Here is a 17,232-nt window from a genome sequence, read left to right on the forward strand (position 1 = left end):
TATTCCACACACAGCTAAACTCTCCTGCCCGTTACTTTAATGAACTGGAGCAAGTCGCCGAGGCACCTTCTCCATCATTTCACTATCGTACCCGTTAGCTTAATTTGGCTTCAATTCTTTCAACTTTGATATGGTCTGAATTAAGAAAATGAAGCACATCTTGAAAAAATAATTTAAGTTCATCTACTTCTTTATTTTTCTTCATAAACAACACCTTTGCATTTATCCAATTATCTTCGCTCGAAAATTCTAGTAATTTAAATGGATTTACGTACTTTCCATCATGAGGAAAAGTCCATGATCCAAATAAAGAGTCAAGAATTCGGGCGTTAAGGGTCCCGATTGGTTTAAAACAAGTCATCAAAATCTCTATTACTACCCCTTTTTTTAGTGTTAGTTCAGTTTGCCGGATATAAATATCCTCTAATGTATCCCAGTTATAGTTAGCCAATATATCACCTCAAATATTCTCTTGTGTTCTTAATTGTCCTGCCCGTTAGTTGAGAAACGGCAGCCGATCGTTCTGTGGCCGGCTGCCGTCATGTATTTATTGACCTATCGTACCTGTTAGTTCAATAACAAAGTGGATAAAATTTATATTTTTTCTATGGGTATCCGGACGATCGTTTGCCACTTTTCAACAGGATTCCAGGTCGGCGGATTCATATAGATTTCCCGAGTCTTTCCCCGTGAACGAAAGCCTTGTGAAGATACAGTCTTGATGATATGGTCTTCTGTGTTTGCGATCTCATCGTAATGACCAAGATGCAAAGTGTGCGCGCACAACCTCTGCGAGATACGTCGGAATGATGGAGCAAGAAATTCCACGCCTTTATTTTTGATTCTTACGTTGCGAATCGCCTCATCAACGAGCAACTGGTCGATCTGCTCCGGAACCTGTACCATGACGACTCGCTTCCATATTCCATCTGGTAATTGATCTTGCCATATCATTTCAAACGGCATTAGGCGGAAATTGTATTGCATACGTTTCGAAGTGATTATCCTCAACTGATTCTGTATCCTTCAGAACAACCAGATAAGGGAGGGATCATCTTTAGTCAAATCATGCCTTCTTCCCTCATTCTCAATCACCAAAAAGTTCAGATCAGGAATTTCGTTAATCATGACAATATTCGGTTTCAGTTGGTAGACGCTTTTATACTCTTTACGGTTATCAGTTAACTTTACGGAATTATTCTCCATAATAACCTCCCCATTGATATTTCCTCCCTCGTCTTTTTTCAGTCCCACAATAATTCTTAAAGCGTTAGGAATTTCAGTGTGGTTGTACGCATCAGTACTCTTCTTCAAGAACCTTGACCCATTAGTGGTTTATTCGGAAATAGGACGGAAGATGGTCCATCCCATCCGGTTATCCAGTGGCGTTGAACTTGGATCACTGCCAGGCTCTGGTATAGGCTTACCATGCTTAATGCAAAACTCAAAATAAAACCTTTTGATGATCTCCAAGTCAATAAGCAACTCCTCATGAGTTTTACCTTCAGCTTTTAATCCTGGAAGCTCCGCTATCTGAGCGGTCAAATACTGTCCATTTTCAGGATCGTTTTCTGAGTCGACTTTTTCGATTATCACATTGAAGTTAAGTCCCATGTAATACTCTAAACCTCTCTGCATATCCGCTTTAAACCTCCTTTAAAGTTATCCGTTTTATTCGGGGGGTATACTTTTCTTCTTTTTATTTTACAGGAAATTCTATTTTCCTGCCCGTTAGTTGAGAAACGATAGCCGATTGTTCTGGACGGCTGCCTTCGCTTATTAATTGAGCTCATGTCGCACGTTAGTCCCCCCATGCCGCGCTTCACGGCATCAATGATGATGAAAATTTAGATTTTCCAGGGTAGTTAAACGAGCATTTACGTTCTTATTTTAAAAATTTTTTTGGTTATGTGGCCATTTATAACTTTTTGGTGTCTAATCATATGTGAAAGCAAAGGAGGTTCACATGTGTCTGGGCCCAATGACAAATTCAATAAAATCTACGAGCAATATTATAAAAAAATCCACCGCTACCTCTTGCTGAAGGTCGATATTCAGACAGCAGAGGACGTCACTCAGTTAACCTTTGTTAAGGCTATGGAAAATTGGCATACTTTTCGTGGAGATTCAAGTGTATTCACTTGGTTGAGCAATATAGCTAATAACACGCTAAAAAACGAATTCAGAAAAAGGTATCGAAACCAAGAGGTTTCGATAGACATGCTGGATATGGAAAACCGATTCATAACTATTGAGTTCACTAAGAATGTTGAATTAAGAATCGATGTAACCATGGGGTTACTCAAATTAAGCCAACTCGACCGTGAAATAATCTCATTACATTATGATGTAGGGTGCACATTTAAAGAAGTATCGGAGATTGTCGGGATGCGGATTAGCGCCGTGAAAAATCGGTTATACAGGGCGCTAGCCAAGTTAAGAAATGAACTTGATGATTGGGATGTTCAAAAAATAGTGTCATTTATAGACAGTATCTCGATTGTAAGTAAAGATGTTGAGCCTACAAATAAACCTACATCGCATATCAAGATTTATCAAGATATCCTCGAGCACCTTAGAGCTAATGTTGATCGAATTTGTTCACAACTAAGGCACCAACCTTCAAGGAAGTTAACGATAGAGGTTTATCCGAATCTTTACTCCTTCCATCAAGCTGTAAACGAGCCTAATGCTCCAAATTGGTTTATGGGTTTGATTGACAGTGATACGATTAAGATCGCTTCTCCCTTACATCCAGGCCCGGAACACACCTACGAATCCATTCTTAAATCTACTGTGCATCTCTTTACAATGTGGTTGGTAAAAGACATTAACCCGTCAACTCCAAAGTGGCTGTACCAAGGTCTAGGGGGATATGAAGCTGGATTAATGACTCAGAGCTATATAAAAAATTCAATTTTAGAGTTAGTAAAACAAGGACAAATTCCTACCTTTTCTGAACTTGAAAATAACACATGGGATTTTGAAAAAATGAAAGGCTTTCAGTTTTCCTACCTTATATGTGAGTTTATCCTATTGAGGTACGGCCAAGAGGCTCTTAATGAGATCATTAGAGAGCCAAACGATTTTGAGGGTGCTTTTTTGTATTCATGTATTGAAGTTCGTCAGCAATGGATTGAAGATTTAAAAAGCTTATCCTAATCATAATAATGTATTCTAAATGAAAGGTAGTTGATCGGTAGATGAATATAACCGTAGTGAATCTTGCAGATAGATTGGAGTACCTAAATGAAGTAAGTGAATGGTTTTGGCATAGGTGGGGCGCAAAACAGACTCTGGAGAACATGAAATACACTACACTCCATAGCACCCTAAGCAATAAAATTCCACTGACGTATATTGCGCTATGTGGCGAAAGACTAGTTGGTACAGTCGCAATATGGCGGAATAACCTGCGCTGCAGACAAGATTTATATCCGTGGATGACCAATTTGTATGTTACTGAAGATATGCAAAATAAAGGAGTTGAAACACTCCTACAGAACTGTATTATCGAAGTAATCAGAAGTATGGGGTATAAAGATTTGTTCTTGATTTGTAACGAAGGCTATGATTATTACGAAAATACAGGATGGGTATTCAAGGAACTAGCGCCAATGGCAAACGGAACTATGACGAAAATTTATCAAAAGGATTTAAGCATTAACTAGACTTCCCATCTTAACCAATCAATGAAGGATTCTCACTTAGTGTCCTAATGGCATTTGTCGAATTTGAGGAATTAGAATAAGAATCATGTACGGGGATACCGTTGTTTGAAAAAAGGTGACGTGCATTTAGAAGTGAGATTTGGCCACGTATAACTGCCCATTCGTGCAAAGAGGCTGCCAATTCATATCGGCAGCCTCGTTCTGGTCAATTATTACAACTCTCGTACCTGTTGGTTAAGTCAGATTTTTTATATAGATGATAGCCATAAAGAATAAATTCATATAACCACTCTCAACCATTCTAATGGGTCTCTCTTTACAAAATGCTTTTCAATAAATCGAAGAACTTCATCATTGCCTGGTAATGTCACTTTTTCACTTGCTTCTTCAAAACTCATCCATTTGAATTCCTTATGCTCATTATTCAATTTCACATCTTGTTTCTCCTCGACAAATCCTACAAATACAGGTGCAAGATTAATAAAATCGTCAATTGAGGAGTAAAATTGGTCAAATTTATTGGAGTTGTACAAAGTAACATGAGTAATTCCAGTTTCCTCTTGGATCTCTCTTAATGCTGCTTGCCAAGCTTTTTCTCCTGTTTCAATACCACCGCCAATATAACACCACACATCGTGAAGGATGGACGAGGCTCGTTTCAATAAAAGGACTTGGCATTGATGTTCAGTTTTTTTAAGAAGTACAACTGCAATCCCTTTACACCTAATTGTTAGTTCATTGTGATCAAAACTCATCATGCAACCCTCCCCATAATAAAAACCTCCCATAAAAGCGCTATAAAGTCTAGTTTGCTTCTTATGGAAGGATTTAATCTGATTAAGTTAGTAGACGATTGTTGAACAATCACTGAAGATGTCTAGCACAATTATAAATTTCACATTCCCATTTTGACTTTAGACTTAAAACAGTTATCGAAGTGTTTTTCAAATGATCTTCTGTATTTACATGAGGTATTAACCTCTTTAGAGTTAGTCCTATCAATGCTCCGTGGCTAACAATCAGTACTTTTTTCCCTGTCAAGGAGTTCGAAATATCCGAAATAAACGACATTCCTCTATCAATAATCGCCTCATCATTTTCGATACCTAGCTCAAGTTTCTCCCATGTGCTACCCCACTTAATTATCCTTTCATCCAGAGTAGTTCCTTCAATTTCACCGCAATGCATTTCTCTAAGTCTCTCATCAGTTTTTACAGTGAGCCCCAATGATTGGCCAATAATATCAGCCGTTTCTTTAGCTCTTGAGAGGTCACTTGAATAAATGTACTCCCATTTCACATTCATCAAGCGTTTTGCTAATGCACAAGATTGTTTTCTACCAGTGTCATTAAGTGGTATATCGCTATGCCCTTGTACACGCTTTTCAATATTCCAATCCGTAATTCCATGTCTCACTAACCCGATTATCACCAGAAACATCCCCATCCCTAAGGTCCGTATTGTAAAATCCAGCTTCCAAAAGGAAGTCCGTCATCTTAAAGATCGTGCCATATTTATCATGGAACTTTGCTTTACGGCTGATATTAACGTTACAGAGGACCCGCGTAATCTCAAGTTAGTCTTCTATTAGGGTTATCATTCGCTCCTCCTAGGCCTTCAATGTTTTCCTTTATCCAAGAACGCAACTTATCAGCATAGAAAGAGCGTTCATCCGGATCGGACTGAGAACCCTTTGTCAGATAAAGTTGATCATTCACATATCTAGGGTAAACATGGAGATGATAATGCCACACGTCTTGATTGCCAGCAGGCTCATTATGTTGCCGTGTAGAAATCCCATCACATCCATATGTGCTTTTCATTGCAAACGCTGTAAGCTGAGCCGCGCGGTGAATTTCAGCAGCGTAATCCGCAGGGAGCTCAAAGATGTTCTCGAAATGTTGATTAGGTACAACAAGAACATGTCCTTTATTGTTTGGCCACCATTTGCTCGCTATAAATGCCGTTACCTTTTCATTCTGATAGATGATATCTCTCTGTTTTGTACCCTGATTAAGTCGATCGATACCCGAAACACGACAAAATGGACATTCGTATCCTTCGGGCTTATGTGAAAATAATGCTGTCATCTTTCTCATTCAACTCCGTTCATAGTCCATTTGGTTGCCTCTTATTGATTTGATAGCTTTAAGATTCAACATGGTGTTACACAATCCTGCCTATTGAAAAGCCTGCCGGGTCACGCCGACAGGCTGAATTATGAAGGTTTCGTACTCCTGTTTCACTATCACTTTAGTCACTTTTTTTTAAGCACTACTAGGTTTCCTTTCATTCCTTCACGGCTGAAACCTATACCGGTTACCATTTGAATTGGATACACTTCCCCACGGTCAAAATATTTACCGAAGTGTCGGTCGACTGCTTGTCCCGTCACAGGGATAAAATGCCCCTCTTCTTTTGTTTCACGGCAACCTCTGAGCAACATCATGCCACCCGGCTTGAGGACGCGGGCAATTTCTCGTGCAAATTGATCTCGTTCCTCTTCGGCAATTGAATGAAAACAGCCGCGATCATTTACAAAATCTACGGACCGGTCCTCAACCGGTAAATCTAAGACATTTCCTTGACGCCAGTCAACCAGCACCCCCGCCTCCTTTGCCCGTTCAGCAGCGATCCTGAGAGCTTCTACACTTAGATCCACTCCAATCATTTTCAATCCGTGTTCGGCAAGAAAAGCTGCTTCTCGACCGGCTCCACAACCAACATCCAAACCCACTGTCTCCTTTGGAAAGTTTATAGCGGCAATAAAAGCGACCAACTCCTGTGATGGATACGGAAGATCCCACATATCTCGAAAACTCCCATTTACATACGCTTCGTCCCAACTCATTCTTTAACACCTTCCCATAAAATATTTTTCCTTATTACCCATTCTGTCCAATCCACTAAATTTCCTGTAAAATGTACTCCTTTATTCTACAAAATGGCCCGTTTTTTTGAGTAATACCTCTTGTCATTAGATTTTGACAAGAACTTTGATCCCATAAACACAAGAAGCCGCTATGCGGCTTTTAATGAGATCAAGCTCTTGTCACCCGACAGCATTTCAAATATCGGTTGATGTCGGATGACAAGAACAATCTAAGCTAGTGAATCTTACTGACCTAGATTTTTGACTTGATCCAAGATCCCGGTTATTTTTTTGATCGTTTCGACCATTTGCGAATTCGCAATGGAGTTCCAGTCGATAGCCCCATTATTGATTTTCTCCAGGTAGTCGTTAATCTCTTTCATCAGTGTCTCATTATAGCTTACCAACTGTTCGTGAATTTCTTTGGCAAATGCAGGGGCTTGAATACCGTCAAAAGCAGCGACTTTTTCTTTCATATTCTCAAACTCTTGTTTCAATGTTGTTCTTGCCTGCGCATTGGTTACCGCTTGTTCAGCAAGAGCCGGTATTTCATTTGCGAATCGGTTGACATCATTAATGTAGGTTGTTGTTTGATCGACATAATTCAATGAATTGTTCACGCCATCGAATAAAGAGCATCCCGGCAGCAAGCAGACCGCAAGCACTACTAGTAGAAATCGCAATCGCATCTTCTTGATTCTCCCCTTAATGGTTTTATAATTATTATTACTCTGAGATGGATAAAATGGTTTCAAGTAAAATGAAACAGGCAGCCGACAAGGGCTGCCTGTTCCTGATTTATAAAAAAAGAGCCTGCTGGTTTTTGCTCACGATCATTTTCAAAGATGTGTCATAATCGGTCCAGTGAACATATGTCGCGTTCATCCACATTAGAAGAGGGAAACGGTTAATCATTTTGGATTATCTTGCCCGATAAAACAGCAGGGCTGTCGATAAATTAGGTAGCCCTGCTAACATACGTTATGAAACTAACGTACCCGTTAGCTTAATGTTTTTGCCACCATGCTACTGCTATGTGGGTTATTTGAACTTGTACCTCGTTCGTTACAAAATTTAAAATGATTACAATTTCTTCTTTAAGAAAAATTGTTTTATATTTTCTGGATATTCATCATTAACGGCAAAAACTTCATAACCCATACGCCTATAAAATGCTGGCGATTGATACGAAAATGTGCAAGTATGAGCAAATATACAACCAAGTTCTTTCCCGAGTCTTTCAGCTTCTATTATCATAACTTTTCCATATCCCTTGTTTCTATATTCATCAGCTATCCAGAATACATCAATATACATACCGTAAGACCAGGTTTCACAAAACAAACCACCTACGACTTTGCCTGATTCATCCTTTAAATATAAGTTAATATCCTTGCCTGGCTTTTTGAGTAAACCATTAGTCGCTCGAACGTTGTATTCATATAACTTAGTACATACCTGATTGTAATCAGTGTCACTCGATTCTACTGTTATCTTGATATTGTCTAATGCTATATCAGCCATAAGTCTCCTCCGATCTTTTACGAATCGAATCTCATTCTCATAGTGGGCCAGCTGCCCCTTTATCAATCTTATTTGAAAGGCTTGGTTTCCGTTAGCCGCAAAAATGTTCATCGTCTCACACAGTACAATCAACCGTTCAATAATCCACTCTTGCAGATTGTTAGGTACGGGAACTCCATAAGATTCAAAAAACAGGTGAATTCTCCGACTGCGCTCTGCATCATGTTTTTCACGCTGATAGGGTACTACTTCCATTTTTCCCGAAGAAAAGTCAGGCATAAAATCCCCGAGCGGTAGCGATGTGTAAAGGGTATATGCGATGTCCCACAGGCGCGGAGCGGACCTGGGCCTGCTATGTCAAAATCAATCAGCGCCGCCGGCTCCCCATTCCGAAAGACGAGATTATAATACGCTGCATCATTATGGCAGATTACTTCGTGTTCGGCATCATTAGCATATTTAAGCTGCCATTTGGCCTCACTTTTGGGAGTGAAGGATGTCGTGAAATATTGACATTTTTCACCGGAGATATAAATCAGCCAGAGCTTGAAACGTACACATGGTGGACGGACGAAACGCTTGCGGTTTTGGCGCAGAGACTCTCACCTGATAATAGCAAAAGATACCGTTTAATGCCGATAAATAACAATTATAACTAAACTACCAGTTACTACAAATGAAATGAAGAGATGCATTGCTGCAAGCTCCTCAACTATCGTACCTATTTAGCCATACATGCTGCACAAAGCGCAGCACCACAGAGAGTGAAAGTTAATCCGTTCTTTCACAGTAGCTTAATGGGTAATCATCCGATCCCAGCACATGTTTTAGAGAGTTTCTTTCCAATGTACATGAGATGTTCCGCTAAACTCAACAAGTCCTCACATTCGCTTACTAGCTCTGCTAAGTCCAGCCCTGCCGAGACAACATCGGGCGACTGATTTAATAATTCCGGCTCGCGCAAATATAAAAAGTTCTCACAATTAAGTAAATGCAGCTTATCCAAATTAAACTGTTCAAAAAAGGGTAGAACATCACTAAAACGAATAAAAAATTATCTTAAAAACCTTAACCGGTAAAATTCACATCTTCGACGATAGTTCAGCTGTAATCTCCGCCCCTCAATGGATCTTGGAGTTACAAACGCCTCCATAATACAAAATGAAACAGCTGCAAAATGCGTTGAATTCCCATTTAAATAACCTAAGGAATTCGTAACATGTCAGAACAAAAAGAAAACCTTGAACGGCACGGAGCCGATCAAAGTAAACAACCGTTATTCAATATTGTCGTATGCATCCCCTATCGAAAAATCTTTTTCAAGGAAGCACCCAATAATCCCATTCATTATCAAGTAAACACTCCGGCATCAAAATATCGGTCAGCACGACATGCAGATTGCCGCTGCGAACGAACCGCCACACGGTTTCATAACGTCCGGTTGAAGAATGTTGTCCTCGTCAAATTGAACGTTCATCGGCGCCAAAATATTTTCGCCTTCCCGGGAGCGCGCCCATGAAAAGCAAGATGCTGAATTCGTCAGTATTATCTGATGGACATACTTGGGAGAGGCCAAAAAATCGTAGCGGATGCCCCCGATAATTTCGTAACGTTCGGGAATAGCGTAGAAGCCCTGTCGTTCTTTCAATTGCTTCGCCGTATCCTGCCTGCCATGCTTCGGCTTCGGAGTCTCCATCATATGGCCTCCCTAGATTTCCCTTCATTTTATCATACATTCCGGGTGGGAAGGAGAAGGAGAATCGCAATCCAAACACGCCGATCTGCGCATCCGCTACAGGCTGTCATCATACTTGCCCCATTTGTCGTAAAAAGCAGACTTGCTCAAGCCGAGAAGCTTTGGCCGCCTTCTGCTTGTCGCCGCCCGCCTCGGCAAGCGCTTGCCGAGGCAATTTCATCTCCGCTCCTTATCGTCACCTTGCTCCAGCGTTTTCTCAAGCGTATCCCACGAAGGTACCTCTTTCATCTTCCTTTCCTTTTCCAACGCTTAATTTTGACTATAACGAGCTGTTCAGCAATTTAATAACGCTGTCAGGGTGTTCAAAATGTTTGGTATGCGCTTCTCTCTTGTCATCGCTGCGGTACTTGATTTCCAACCGGTATGGCGGTTGAAGCTTGAGCAACTCGAATTGCTCGCGGTCTTCGGCGAATCGGCGCATCGCTCGTTCAGCCCCCGCTCGAATTTGTTCGCATGCATGATTCGGATGCATATGGATCGCTCCGTTATATCGTTCTTTATAGGCGTCCGTGCTGTATTGTTCTCCGCTTCCCGGCATGATTCCTCGTTTGACGCTAACCGTTTCAATTCCTTTAACCAACGCTGCCGCTTCTTTCGTAAACGCCTCATCGCCCGCGCCGAAGATCGAACGTACGCCCAAGGAAGCGCCGCATAGCGACATCTGACCGAATTCCCCGACGGATATACCATTTATTCGGAAATCGAGTACATTAAACCAGCCTGTATGCGGCATCTGCGCAAATTCCGTTCCAGATTTCGCATGTTGACCTACCCAAGCCATTGCGTCGAATGTTTCGTCAAGTATAAACGGATAAGGCCCCGGCTCAGGTCCGCGTAAATACAAGGCCCGCTTATCGAGGAGCAAGTTGTTTATGCCGCCGTATCCGTGACCGTCCGCAACGAAAATTTCGGTTGCTCCCGCCGCCGCAAATCCGTCGATCGCCGCATTTACTTCCATGGTCAGCAGCCTTTTGCCTTCTTCATAGTATCTGCCTTGAGGCGTAACCCACTCATCATGGCTGACGACGCCGCATACGCCTTCCATGTCGGTCATTATATAGATTTTCAATGAAATTCCTCCTCCGATAATCTTGTCGTCCGGGGTGTAACGCTCGAATCCAGGTAACCGATGAAGAGCAGCCGTTCGACATAAAGCGCGTCGAATTTCATGCGTAACTCCTCCCATCGGGGAACTCCGTGTCTCTCTATACGATAACGGCTTGCCAGCAAGACGAACATGCACAATCTCAAGATTTTCTGGGAGATTCCCACACTCTTGCCGATAGAATCTCCTCGTTCGCCTAAAAGTCACGTTCACCGGCGCGACGCATCCTGACCCGATCATGATTTTTCCATGCAAATGCCCCCCTGCACTGAAATTAGCCAAATTAGCCAACTTCAGCGTAGAAGGGCATTGCGCAAGGTCATTTCTCGTCTTACTTAAGCAGATTATAAACAGCGTTGGCGGCTTCCGCCCGATTCGTCAATGCCTTCGGATCGAATTGATTATCCCCTCTGCCACTTACAAGACCCAACTGTGCCGCTAGATCCAGGGATTCCAGCGCCCATTTACTTACTTGATCGCGGTCAGCGAACCCAGATATCCGCTCTGTCGGCACGGAACTGCCATGCAGCATCATGTTGTAGGCTCTCACGAGCATGACTGCCATCTCTTCGCGGGTGATAGTCCGATCGGGCTCGAAGGTTGCGCTGTCGGTTCCCTCAACAAGTCCTGCCGCTACAGCGGCTGACACGATCCCTGCATACCAGGCAGATGGCTCTACATCCTTGAACCGCTGTGCTTCGGCCGGCTCAATCCCGAGAATACGGACAAGCAAGGCTGCAAACTCTGCTCGCGTCACTCCCTGAGACGGATTAAACTCCGTATTGCTTACTCCCTGAACCACCTGTCTGGCACTCATTTCCTTCAACATTCTGTTGGCCCAGTGATCGGAAGGCACATCGTCAAACGTCTTATCATACGCAAGTACAACCACTCTGCCAGGTCGAGGAAGTTCCGCCTCGATTCGGCCGTCTTTCATGCTGCCGCCCACATATACAAGCTTCCCGTTATCTTCAAGCATATAAACGCCGAGTAGTCCAACATCTGCCTGCGGATCGAATGCTATGCTTACCGTAAACGGCGATTCGAATTTTTCTCCAGTAGGTCCGGCATACATCTGAAAATCATATACTTTGCTGGCTGCAGTCAATGAGGCAAATGCTTGTTCTCCTGCCCTTGCGATCGCCTGCTCCTCGGCCTTGCCCCAGCTGGCGTTCAAGGACATATGAAGCTGAATGTAGCTGCCTGCTCCTGATGATTCCATGTTTTGCAAGAGTTGCTGAATCGCGTTTTTGGATATCACCACGGAAGCATCTCCTTGCGTCACAGTCAGTTGCTTCGCAGCAGCTAATGCATCATGCGGTATGGATACGGCGGACTTCCCCCCATCCAGAGCGACCGTTATGTTCCCGCTGGCATCTGGTTTCAGGTCATTCTTATTGGGAACAACCTGAGATGGATCTACAACAGGATTACTGATCGATGGTGATGGCGATGGTGATGGCTCTCCTGGGTCAGACGGCAGTACCGTTACCCCAGTATTTGCCGTTTTATCGCCTATTTTGGCGGTAATGACCGCCTCCCCTTGGCTGACTGCCTTCACTAATCCTGATGCACTCACGCTTGCCACCCCTGCGATGCTGCTCTCAAACAGCGCTTCCGTCGTCACATCCTGGGTTGTTGCGTCACTGTATACGGCAGTAACCACAACCTGAGCCGTCTCACCGATTCTCATAGCAGAAATCGCGCCAAGTTGAATCGTGTCTAGTGTGGGAGCCAAGTCGTCAATGATGGCAATCGTCAGCGTTTGATTCCCGCCCGAGCTGAAGGTGAAGGTCAGAATCGTTACGCCTTCCTGCTGCTGCGCCAAATATTCTTTTTTGATCGTCACCGTATCGCCCGCAATCGTATACTCCGTTCCGGGAATGAGCGCCGTAACGCCATTTCGGATATCGCTTAGCGTATTGCCGTTCAGCGTCAGTGTCGTCGTCACATCCGATTGAACCGACATTTTCTTGTTAAAGCTGCCTGTGGTAGGGCTGATCATACTTCTATTCGGAGTCGGATCGCTGAATTCGTTCACATTGGATATCCGGAACGTATGATCCCCCGTCCATTTCGTGCCAGGGAAGAAGCTCATTTGTGAACTTCCGTCCGGATATAGGTCGAATCCGGGTTCCCCTTCGATCTGAATGATCGACTCTTCGCCATCTTTGCTTACGTTTTGGATCAAATAACCGTGTGTTGTGCTGTCCGGATGAGTAACTACAATATATTGGCCTTGAATATTGGCCGGAATCTCCGCTGTCGTTACGAACGCATCGTAGGAATCGCCGTCTGCTTTGCGAAGCACTTGCTGAATATCGCCAATGGCAGGTCCGTCGCTGATTATTTCCATGTCTTCATAGGATAGACCGGTGCCGTCGATCAGCATCATTTTTGTTACAATTCCATTCTCAAGGCGGATAAACCCTGTCTTCCCGTCAAGTCTGATCGTCCCTGCAATCAGCGGTGTGCCGGTCTGATTCGGCGAGCTGAGAATAATATCCTTCGTATTTCCGTACGTAACGGCCACGGCCACGGCGCCCTCTTCCCCTTGATCAAGCTCCAGCCGTTCCACTTTCTGAATGGTAGCGCTCGCTCCAGCGGCATATGGCTCCAGCGCCGTCACGAACGTGCTTCTCAAATTGTCGCCTTCCCGTCGCAGGACGAGCTTGGGCATGGTGAACTCGTCAGCTCGATCGTTCGTATCTATGTTGCTGACACGGGTATTGCGTATCGATGGCGACCGGCCCAGGAACAATTCGTTCTGCCCCGGCTCCAGCAGGCCTGTAATTTGAATGCGGCTGCGGTCGGCTCCATTTTCCTTTGTGACCAGCGTCATCGAATACTGATCATCCGCTAGCTCTGCTTGCTTGACATCGCGTACATAAATATACCCATAGTACTCGTCGCCGGCCGATCCTGTGGAGGTCTCTCCCTCCGGCAGCACGACCTCCGTCCCTTCCGGCAGCAAGTAAGGGCCGTAATCCTCTGTGATCATGTCAGTCTCGAATGCCGCGTCACGGTTGGCATCTCCCTGTAGGGTGTACTCGTGACGGCTTCCTCCCGACACTCTGAATATATCGAGGACATATCCTTCGTCGCCGGCGTCCCCAGGGAACGTAATATACCATGGCTGTCTGCTATACTCGGTAACGCCCGGGTAACTATTCTCCTGTCTGGCCTCCATAACCTTCACCGTTTCATCGACCGGGACAAACATCTCCACACTGCCGCCATGTTTGCTATTGTCATTGACCTCCATATCCTTGCTGTCAACGACGACCGTATTGTGCCCCATCGTCGATGACGCCCAATGCCGGTATTTCGTGTGAGTATAGCCCAAGTCCGGGATCAGCTCCTGACCTTGGCTGTACAGGTTCAAGTTGAGCGGGTCATAATGATTATGGCCATATTTCGTAGTGAATGTCATATAGAGCTGAGATTGCTGCTCGCCTTGTCCGAGCGCAAGCCGGGCTATGCCGGCTGCAGGCTGCAACAGGGAATCTCGATTAATAGGATTGGCTTGGCCCTCACTGGCCCATGTATCCTGCAAGGGTACATACTTCCCATTCGGATACGTCAATGCCTTCAACAGATCCCTCGATTTCGTTAAAGATGGAAAATTGTTATCTGTATTCACATTCTCCAGGTGTTTACCTGTTCGTTGCGAGACAAACCCCTCGGGATCCGCCCATCCGTTCATCATGCCCGCAACGAGTTCGCTGCCGCCTGTACTTTGAGCGTGATAGGACATCGATACTTCCTTCCAGAATCCGTCGAATAAGTATTGACTCGAAACGAAACTGGTCAATCGTTCCATCGCGTCGTGAATGTAGTCCGGTCTGTCAATCGCTTTGCCCATTTCCAGAAGTCCTTGCCAAATGTGATAATCCATGTTCGTATCCAGGGTAGCGTAAGTACGGACAAATTCAACGGACGGCACAAACATTTCATCGACAATTTTAGCGCGAACATTCTCACCGACCTGCTGCGATAATCGCTCAAAAACATCGGTAGATTTCATCATTCCGTATGCTCGAGAGAGGCGATTCAATGACCTCAAATCCATAAAGTGCCACCATTCCCACATCCCGCCGTTATACGGATTAGGTGGTCCGGAGACAGAGCTTAGCGGCCTACTATCCCAGACCGTATCGTTGACCGGAACGTATCCCTCATACACTTGAGCGAACTTATACAGAATTCTTGCCGCCCCTGCCGGATCGGTAACCGCCAGTCGTTCCACCTGATTCATGACATAGTCCCGCTTCTTATACCATAAATGCGCCGTTATGAAGTATTTTTTTCCTCCCTCCTCATAATAGGGATATTCAACCGTCTCTCCTTTTCCGTTGACAACAGTTAGCACCTTGTCCTCCGGATACTGTGCATTCGGATAGATCAAATCGCTATACGGGCTTGTCAACTGATCGGGCGTCGCCGGGTCCCAATTAAACAAATAATCCGGATGCATTCCCGGCTGATCGGGCAGACCTGCCCAAAATATCCCCGGATAAGGAGGAATAAGATCTAGCAATTGCTGCACTTCCGCAGACGTAGGTGTTAAATGAACAGACTCTGTAGGCGGCGCTGTATAGTCGGGTTCGTTTAGTGTTCGCTCCCCCGCTTGAATCATATCTTCTCTATCGAAGCTAACAAGGGCAATTCGCGCATCGGTAGACGATGTTGAATGTGCGGTCATTTGTACGTAATAGTTGCCGTCCTCGGATGCTTGCGGATGAGCAAACTCGATCGATAGTTGATCTCCCGACCGCTCCATTGTCGGAGCGTCCAACACGTAAGTTATTCCGGACGGTGTAATCCATTTGAGCTGCAACTGCTCGCTGCTTGCATCGAACTCGGCAGCGGGAATGACGATCCGCTTGCTCGTAAAGCCGAGGTAGGTAAGGGACAGCCGATCAGGGTACCAAGGCGTCAGCAATTTGTCGGAGCCGATTAGCGGTTCTTCCGGAATGTGATCCGTATAAAGCTTGCCAAAGCGCCCTTCTNATTAGCGGTTCTTCCGGAATGTGATCCGTATAAAGCTTGCCAAAGCGCCCTTCTTGGTTCGAATTCGTATAAAAATGAATGTTATCCCAAAATGCTGTCGTCTTCAAAGGGAACCAGGAGGTTACCGGGGCTGAATCCATTTGATGACGCACTATATTTATCTGCAGCTCGTCACCTGATCCTATATCCGTCAAACCGATCGATTCAAGCGGAATCGCGACCTCATATGTCCAAGACATTTGACTCTGGTTTACCTCGGCGGTAAACCCGGTTATTTCATTTACTCCGGAACCATGCTCCGATACAACCTTCCTTTCACCATCTATTGGAAGCATCAAGGTGAACGTCTTTTGCCCTTTAGGGCGAATATACAGTTCCATAACTTCGGATTCCGTTGCATTCGCTCCTGTCGAAAGCTCTCCCTTTAGTCCGAAGTAAAGGTGATCCTCGTCATACAAAATCTTGACTTCAGTCTGCAGCTCGGATGGTTGATTCGTGTAAGCGGCAACAAAGTTGGATAGCGTACGCGAGGTATTCCAGCTCTCCTCATTTAATAGGCCGTCTGTTTGTAGCGCTCCTGCGACAGGACGGATAATACCCCATTTATCAACATAGACAGGGATATCTTGAGGGATTATTTGCTTGTCAACCACTTCGATCTCTTGACTGTCACTTTTCTCCACACCCAATGTTGTGACTAAAGCGCTGATAGTTGTTCTTCCCGGCGCCTTGGCCACCACAATGCCGTTGCTGTCAACGGCTGCGACAGCTGGATTCGAGCTGACGAACTGCGCCGGAATACCGTCCAAATCAATACTCGTATCATCCGCGGCATAGGCGCGCAAGGTGACATACGTATGGCGGCCTGCACGTAGGCTTTCTTGGTCTACTGACATTACGACTCGATCCAGAGCGGAGATAACTCGTAGGTCGATACTTCCTTCCTTCACGACCCCGTTCATCGTTACTGTTGCTTTGATCGTTGCGCTGCCCAGTTTCAGCGCATTAACAACTCCGTTCTGGTCTACGCTAATAACCGAGGGGGCGCTGCTTTCATAAACGATGCTGGCAGCGGTAAAGGCGGCGGCCGCGTCATTGCTGAGCAAGCCGGTTACCTGCAGTTGCGCCGTATCATCGACGGCAAACAGGCTCTCTTCTGCTGTGACAGCGACAGATGCCAGCTCCGGCGTCAGCTCCACCAGCTTCAGGATGCTGGGCTGCATGTAATACCAAATGGAGCTTTCATTCTTATCCACTACGGTAAACGTCAGTTTGCGGTTGCCCGTCTTCA

17 protein-coding genes are annotated in these 17,232 nt (G+C 44.8%); 2 read left to right on the plus strand and 15 right to left on the minus strand.

Going from position 1 to position 17,232, the window contains the following annotated elements; translation table 11 throughout:
- Nucleotides 1–94 precede the first annotated feature (94 nt).
- The 4 genes from DQG23_RS33145 to DQG23_RS33160 form a co-directional block, all read right to left on the minus strand.
- Nucleotides 95–451, minus strand: coding sequence for a hypothetical protein (locus DQG23_RS33145; RefSeq protein ID WP_113035322.1), 357 nt, complete (start codon nucleotides 449–451; stop codon nucleotides 95–97).
- Nucleotides 452–594: 143 nt separating this feature from the next.
- Nucleotides 595–906 carry a GyrI-like domain-containing protein gene (locus tag DQG23_RS33150; protein WP_337589423.1) on the minus strand — a complete coding sequence of 104 codons (312 nt, stop codon included), beginning with the start codon at nucleotides 904–906 and terminating at the stop codon, nucleotides 595–597.
- Nucleotides 907–1,026: 120 nt separating this feature from the next.
- Nucleotides 1,027–1,314, minus strand: a complete 288-nt coding sequence (locus DQG23_RS33155; protein ID WP_113035324.1) for a hypothetical protein — start codon at nucleotides 1,312–1,314, stop codon at nucleotides 1,027–1,029.
- A gap of 21 nt (nucleotides 1,315–1,335) precedes the next feature.
- Complete coding sequence (locus DQG23_RS33160) at nucleotides 1,336–1,638, minus strand: type II toxin-antitoxin system HicB family antitoxin (RefSeq protein WP_113035325.1); 303 nt, start codon at nucleotides 1,636–1,638, stop codon at nucleotides 1,336–1,338.
- Nucleotides 1,639–1,968: 330 nt separating this feature from the next.
- Here DQG23_RS33160 and DQG23_RS33165 point away from each other — a divergent pair, with 330 nt between their 5' ends.
- Both DQG23_RS33165 and DQG23_RS33170 read left to right on the plus strand, forming a co-directional pair.
- Nucleotides 1,969–3,162 carry an RNA polymerase sigma factor gene (locus DQG23_RS33165; protein WP_158560815.1) on the plus strand — a complete coding sequence of 398 codons (1,194 nt, stop codon included), beginning with the start codon at nucleotides 1,969–1,971 and terminating at the stop codon, nucleotides 3,160–3,162.
- 41 nt (nucleotides 3,163–3,203) lie between these two features.
- Complete coding sequence (locus DQG23_RS33170) at nucleotides 3,204–3,671, plus strand: GNAT family N-acetyltransferase (RefSeq protein ID WP_113035327.1); 468 nt, start codon at nucleotides 3,204–3,206, stop codon at nucleotides 3,669–3,671.
- Nucleotides 3,672–3,949: 278 nt separating this feature from the next.
- On the opposite strand, the gene DQG23_RS33175 is transcribed toward DQG23_RS33170, so the two are convergent.
- The 11 genes from DQG23_RS33175 to DQG23_RS33225 form a co-directional block, all read right to left on the minus strand.
- The gene (locus DQG23_RS33175) at nucleotides 3,950–4,429 is read right to left on the minus strand and encodes an NUDIX hydrolase (RefSeq protein WP_238178156.1); all 480 of its coding nucleotides are present in this window, start codon (nucleotides 4,427–4,429) and stop codon (nucleotides 3,950–3,952) included.
- A 106-nt stretch (nucleotides 4,430–4,535) separates the two neighbouring features.
- The gene (locus tag DQG23_RS33180) at nucleotides 4,536–5,111 is read right to left on the minus strand and encodes a histidine phosphatase family protein (RefSeq protein ID WP_337589424.1); all 576 of its coding nucleotides are present in this window, start codon (nucleotides 5,109–5,111) and stop codon (nucleotides 4,536–4,538) included.
- A gap of 131 nt (nucleotides 5,112–5,242) precedes the next feature.
- Nucleotides 5,243–5,761: an HIT family protein gene (locus tag DQG23_RS33185; RefSeq protein ID WP_113035341.1), complete on the minus strand. Its 519-nt coding sequence runs from the start codon at nucleotides 5,759–5,761 to the stop codon at nucleotides 5,243–5,245.
- Nucleotides 5,762–5,928: 167 nt separating this feature from the next.
- The gene (locus DQG23_RS33190; RefSeq protein ID WP_113035329.1) at nucleotides 5,929–6,522 is read right to left on the minus strand and encodes a class I SAM-dependent methyltransferase; all 594 of its coding nucleotides are present in this window, start codon (nucleotides 6,520–6,522) and stop codon (nucleotides 5,929–5,931) included.
- Between the two features lie 266 nt (nucleotides 6,523–6,788).
- Nucleotides 6,789–7,232, minus strand: coding sequence for a DUF6376 family protein (locus DQG23_RS33195; protein WP_113035330.1), 444 nt, complete (start codon nucleotides 7,230–7,232; stop codon nucleotides 6,789–6,791).
- A gap of 394 nt (nucleotides 7,233–7,626) precedes the next feature.
- Complete coding sequence (locus DQG23_RS43225) at nucleotides 7,627–8,346, minus strand: GNAT family N-acetyltransferase (protein ID WP_238178157.1); 720 nt, start codon at nucleotides 8,344–8,346, stop codon at nucleotides 7,627–7,629.
- Nucleotides 8,313–8,663, minus strand: a complete 351-nt coding sequence (locus DQG23_RS43885; RefSeq protein ID WP_113035343.1) for a phosphotransferase — start codon at nucleotides 8,661–8,663, stop codon at nucleotides 8,313–8,315. The genes DQG23_RS43225 and DQG23_RS43885 overlap by 34 nt, the downstream gene beginning before the upstream one ends.
- 785 nt (nucleotides 8,664–9,448) lie before the next feature.
- On the minus strand, nucleotides 9,449–9,763 hold the full coding sequence (locus DQG23_RS33210) for a Uma2 family endonuclease (RefSeq protein WP_113035331.1): 315 nt from the start codon (nucleotides 9,761–9,763) through the stop codon (nucleotides 9,449–9,451).
- 319 nt (nucleotides 9,764–10,082) lie between these two features.
- Nucleotides 10,083–10,892: a M55 family metallopeptidase gene (locus tag DQG23_RS33215; protein WP_158560816.1), complete on the minus strand. Its 810-nt coding sequence runs from the start codon at nucleotides 10,890–10,892 to the stop codon at nucleotides 10,083–10,085.
- Nucleotides 10,893–11,259: 367 nt separating this feature from the next.
- Entirely contained in the window at nucleotides 11,260–15,873 is a 4,614-nt protein-coding gene (locus DQG23_RS33220; protein ID WP_113035333.1) for an S-layer homology domain-containing protein, read from the minus strand.
- Nucleotides 15,851–17,164 (minus strand): Ig-like domain-containing protein, encoded by a 1,314-nt coding sequence (locus DQG23_RS33225; RefSeq protein ID WP_475113649.1) that lies wholly within the window; start codon nucleotides 17,162–17,164, stop codon nucleotides 15,851–15,853. Before DQG23_RS33225 ends, DQG23_RS33220 begins: the two co-directional genes overlap by 23 nt.
- Nucleotides 17,165–17,232: the final 68 nt, after the last annotated feature.

The sequence above is a fragment of the Paenibacillus contaminans genome (assembly GCF_003285015.1).
GTDB lineage: Bacteria > Bacillota > Bacilli > Paenibacillales > NBRC-103111 > Paenibacillus_V > Paenibacillus_V contaminans.